Source organism: Cellulomonas bogoriensis 69B4 = DSM 16987 (assembly GCF_000767165.1).
In the GTDB taxonomy this organism is placed as follows: Bacteria; Actinomycetota; Actinomycetes; order Actinomycetales; family Cellulomonadaceae; genus Actinotalea; species Actinotalea bogoriensis.
The window spans coordinates 1-4,693 of sequence record NZ_AXCZ01000194.1; the positions used below are offsets into that span (position 1 = coordinate 1).

The 4,693-nt window shown below is 68.9% G+C and carries 2 protein-coding genes and 1 pseudogene; all 3 read left to right on the forward strand.

Annotated features, from left to right (window positions below; translation table 11 throughout):
- Positions 1-1,757 (forward strand): DNA gyrase subunit B (locus tag N869_RS12965; protein WP_035062294.1); only part of this gene is annotated, 1,757 nt, incomplete at its 5' end.
- Positions 1,758-1,881: 124 nt separating this feature from the next.
- Entirely contained in the window at positions 1,882-4,392 is a 2,511-nt protein-coding gene (gene gyrA / locus N869_RS12970; protein ID WP_156968548.1) for a DNA gyrase subunit A, read from the forward strand.
- Positions 4,392-4,693: pseudogene (locus N869_RS12975) on the forward strand (hypothetical protein); the annotation flags it as partial. The gene gyrA and the pseudogene N869_RS12975, both read left to right, overlap by 1 nt.

Consider the following 4,693-nt stretch of genomic DNA (forward strand, 5'->3'; position numbering starts at 1 on the left):
TGGAGGTCGTCATGACGATCCTGCACGCGGGCGGCAAGTTCGGCGGCAGCGGGTACGCGGTCTCCGGTGGTCTGCACGGGGTGGGCATCTCCGTGGTGAACGCCCTGTCGACCCGGGTCGAGACGCTGGTGGAGCGCGACGGGTACGGCTGGCTGATGAACTTCGCCGACGGGGGCAAGCCCCAGGGCGAGCTGACGAACACCGGTGCCACCGGCCGCACCGGCACCACCCAGACGTTCTGGCCGGACCCGACGATCTTCGAGACGGTCGACTTCGACTTCGAGACCCTGCGCGCCCGGTTCCAGCAGATGGCGTTCCTCAACAAGGGGCTGCGCATCACGTTGACCGACGAGCGGCCCGAGCACACCGGCACCGAGGACGAGGTCACCTCCCCGGCGGGCGGCGAGGCCGAGGACGAGGTCGTCGAGGAGACCGTGGCATCGGGGGCCACCGCACGGTCGGTCACCTACAAGTACGACGGCGGTCTGGTCGACTACGTCAAGCACCTGAACTCGGCCAAGAAGGTCGACCTGGTGCACGACGAGGTCGTGGAGATCGAGTCCGAGGACACCACGCGCAAGATCTCCGTGGAGATCGCGCTGCAGTGGACCGGTGCGTACTCGGAGTCCGTGCACACGTACGCCAACACGATCTCGACCACCGAGGGCGGCACGCACGAGGAGGGCTTCCGTGCGGCGATGACGTCACTGGTGAACCGGTACGCGCGCGACAAGGGCCTGCTGAAGGACAAGGACGACAACCTCACCGGTGATGACATCCGTGAGGGTCTGACCGCCGTCATCTCCGTCAAGCTCGGTGAGCCCCAGTTCGAGGGGCAGACCAAGACCAAGCTCGGCAACACCGAGGCGAGGACGTTCGTGCAGAAGGTCGTGCACGAGCGTCTGGGCGACTGGCTGGACGCCCACCCGCTGGACGCCAAGGAGATCATCCGCAAGTCGATCCAGGCGGCCGCTGCGCGGATGGCGGCCCGCAAGGCCCGTGAGGCGACCCGACGCAAGGGTCTGCTCGAGTCCGGTGGCATGCCGGGCAAGCTGAAGGACTGCCAGTCCAACAGCCCGGCCGAGTGCGAGATCTTCATCGTCGAGGGTGACTCGGCCGGTGGCTCGGCGGTGCGGGGCCGCAACCCGCGCACCCAGGCGATCCTGCCGATCCGCGGCAAGATCCTCAACGTCGAGCGCGCCCGGCTGGACCGGGCGCTGGGCAACGCCGAGGTCCAGGCGCTGATCACCGCCTTCGGCACGGGCATCGGTGAGGACTTCGACATCGCGCGCCTGCGGTACCACAAGATCGTCCTGATGGCCGATGCGGACGTCGACGGCCAGCACATCTCGACGCTGCTGCTGACGCTGCTGTTCCGGTACATGCGTCCGCTCATCGAGCAGGGTCACGTGTACCTGGCGCAGCCGCCGCTGTACCGGCTCAAGTGGTCCAACGCCCCCCACGACTACGTGTACTCCGACAGGGAGCGTGACGCGTTCCTGACCGAGGGTCAGGCCGCGGGCAAGCGGATCCCCAAGGAGAACGGCATCCAGCGGTACAAGGGCCTGGGCGAGATGGACTACTCCGAGCTGTGGGAGACCACGATGGACCCGGAGCAGCGCACCCTGCTGCAGGTCACGCTGGACGACGCGGCCGCCGCGGACGAGATCTTCGCCGTGCTCATGGGTGAGGACGTGGAGTCCCGCCGCAGCTTCATCCAGCGCAACGCCAAGGACGTGCGGTTCCTCGACATCTGACGACCGTCCTGCGGGCGTTCGTGACGTCGAGCGGCCCTGAGCCCATCCTGAGACGAGGTAGACCAGCGTGACCGAGCAGACACCCCCGATCGACCGCATCAGTCCTGTGGACCTGCAGCTGGAGATGCAGCGGTCCTACCTGGACTACGCGATGTCGGTGATCGTGGGTCGGGCGTTGCCGGACGTCCGCGACGGACTGAAGCCGGTGCACCGCCGGGTCCTGTACGCCATGTACGACGGGGGCTACCGGCCCGACCGGCAGTTCTCCAAGTGCAGCCGCGTCGTCGGCGACGTCATGGGCAAGTACCACCCGCACGGCGACTCGGCGATCTACGACGCCCTGGTGCGTCTGGTCCAGGACTGGTCGCTGCGGTACCCGCTGGTGGCCGGGCAGGGGAACTTCGGGTCACCGGGCAACGACCCCGCCGCCGCCCCGCGGTACACCGAGTGCAAGATGGCGCCGCTGGCCATGGAGATGGTCCGGGACATCGACGAGGAGACCGTCGACTTCCGTGACAACTACGACGGCCGGACCCAGGAGCCGTCGGTGCTGCCGTCGCGGTTCCCGAACCTGCTGGTCAACGGCAGCGCGGGGATCGCGGTCGGCATGGCCACGAACATCCCTCCGCACAACCTGCGCGAGGTCGCGGCCGGCGTGCACTGGCACCTGGAGCACCCGGAGGCCACCAAGGAGGAGCTGCTCGAGGCCCTGATCGAGCGGATCCCGGGTCCGGACTTTCCCACCGGGGCCACGATCCTGGGCCGTCGGGGCATCGAGGAGGCGTACCGCACGGGCCGCGGCTCGATCACGATGCGCGCGGTGGTGACGGTCGAGGAGATCCAGAACCGTCAGTGCCTGGTCGTCACCGAGCTGCCCTACCAGGTGAACCCCGACAACCTCGCAGCCAAGATCGCGGACCTGGTCAAGGACGGGCGGGTCCAGGGGATTGCCGACATCCGGGACGAGACGTCCGGCCGTACGGGTCAGCGCCTGGTGGTGGTGCTGAAGCGGGACGCGGTCGCCAAGGTCGTCCTGAACAACCTGTACAAGCACACCCAGCTGCAGGACACCTTCGGTGCGAACATGCTGGCGCTGGTCGACGACGTGCCGCGGACCCTCAGCCTGGACGCGTTCGTGCGCCACTGGGTCACCCACCAGCTCGACGTGATCGTGCGACGCACGACCTACCGGCTGCGCCAGGCGGAGGAGCGGGCCCACGTCCTGCGCGGGTACCTCAAGGCGCTCGACGCGTTGGACGAGGTCATCGCGTTGATCCGGGCGTCGGCGACGGTCGACGAGGCCCGGCAGGGCCTGATGGACCTGCTCGAGGTCGACGAGATCCAGGCCCGCGCGATCCTCAACCTGCAGCTGCGTCAGCTGGCCGCCCTGGAGCGGCAGAAGATCACCGACGAGTACGACGCGCTGATGGTCAAGATCGAGGACTTCAAGGACATCCTCGCCAGCCCGCAGCGCCAGCGTGACATCGTCGGCGCCGAGCTCACCGAGATCGTCGACCGGTACGGGGACGAGCGCCGCACCGAGATCCTCCCGTTCGACGGGGAGGTCTCGATGGAGGACCTCATCGCCGAGGAGGAGGTCGTCGTCACGATCACTCGTGGCGGGTACGCCAAGCGCACCCGGAGCGACAGCTACCGGGTGCAGAAGCGTGGCGGCAAGGGTGTGCGGGGGGCGCAGCTGCGCGCCGACGACGTGGTCGAGCACTTCTTCGTCACCACGACCCACCACTGGTTGCTGTTCTTCACCAACCTGGGTCGGGTGTACCGGGCGAAGGCCTACGAGCTCCCCGAGGGTGGGCGTGACTCGAAGGGCCAGCACGTGGCGAACCTGCTGGCGTTCCAGCCGGGTGAGCAGATCGCCCAGGTGCTGGACCTGCGGGACTACGAGCAGGCCGAGTACCTGGTGCTGGCGACCCGCCGGGGTCTGGTGAAGAAGACCCGCCTGTCGGAGTACGACTCGAACCGGTCCGGTGGCCTGATCGCCATCAACCTGCGCGAGGACGAGGGCGGCAACGCCGACGAGCTGGTCTCGGCGGCGCTGGTCGACGAGGACTCCGAGCTGGTGCTCGTGTCCCGCCTGGGGCAGGCGGTGCGGTTCGAGGCGACGGCCGAGCAGCTGCGTGCCATGGGCCGGGCGACGTCGGGCGTGACGGGCATGAAGTTCCGTGACGGCGACGAGCTCCTGGCCATGGACGCCATCGGCCCGGACTCGTTCCTGGTGACGGTCACCGACGGCGGCACGGCCAAGAGGTCGAGCATGCACAGGGTGAATTCGGACGGGAACCTGGACTACCGCCGCACCAAGCGCGGTGGCCTGGGCGTTCGTGCTGCACGGTTGCCCGACGGACGTGGGTCCCTTGTGGGCGCGTTGATGGCCGAGGCTGGGGATGAGGTCCTCGTCGTCATGGAGCGTGGCAAGGTGGTCCGGTCGCAGGTCGAGGAGATCCCTGTGCACGGGCGCGACGCGACGGGTGTCATCCTCGCCAAGCCGGACCCGGGCGACAGGATCCTGGCGGTGGCCAGGAACGTCGAACGGAACCTGGACACCGATGCGGCTACCGTTGAGACCGACACCACTGACGCGGAGCCCCAGGTGGCACCGAGTGAGGATGACTGATGAGCACGGACGGGCCCAAGCCGCCCTCGATCGCGCCTGACCGGCCGACGGGGTCGAGCTCGCAGACCGATGAGTCGCAGCGTCCTCGCCCGGCCGGCCCGGCAGCGCCCCCGCAGCGCACCTCGGTGAACCGGACCGAACCGTCGACCCCGTCCCCGCCCCAGGCACCGGCTGGGCCCGAGACCGGGCAGGAGTCCGTCGCGGACCGCTTCAAGCGTGCTGCCAAGGGTGTGGCGGACTCGGCCCGCAACGTGCTGCCGACCCGGGACGAGGACGCCGCCGCCGCGCCTCCGCCTCCCCG

Coding starts and splice junctions, on each gene's coding strand:
- gyrA (WP_156968548.1), top strand. CDS start 1,882: ATGCAGCGGTCCTACCTGGACTACGCGATGTCGGTGATCGTGGGTCGG.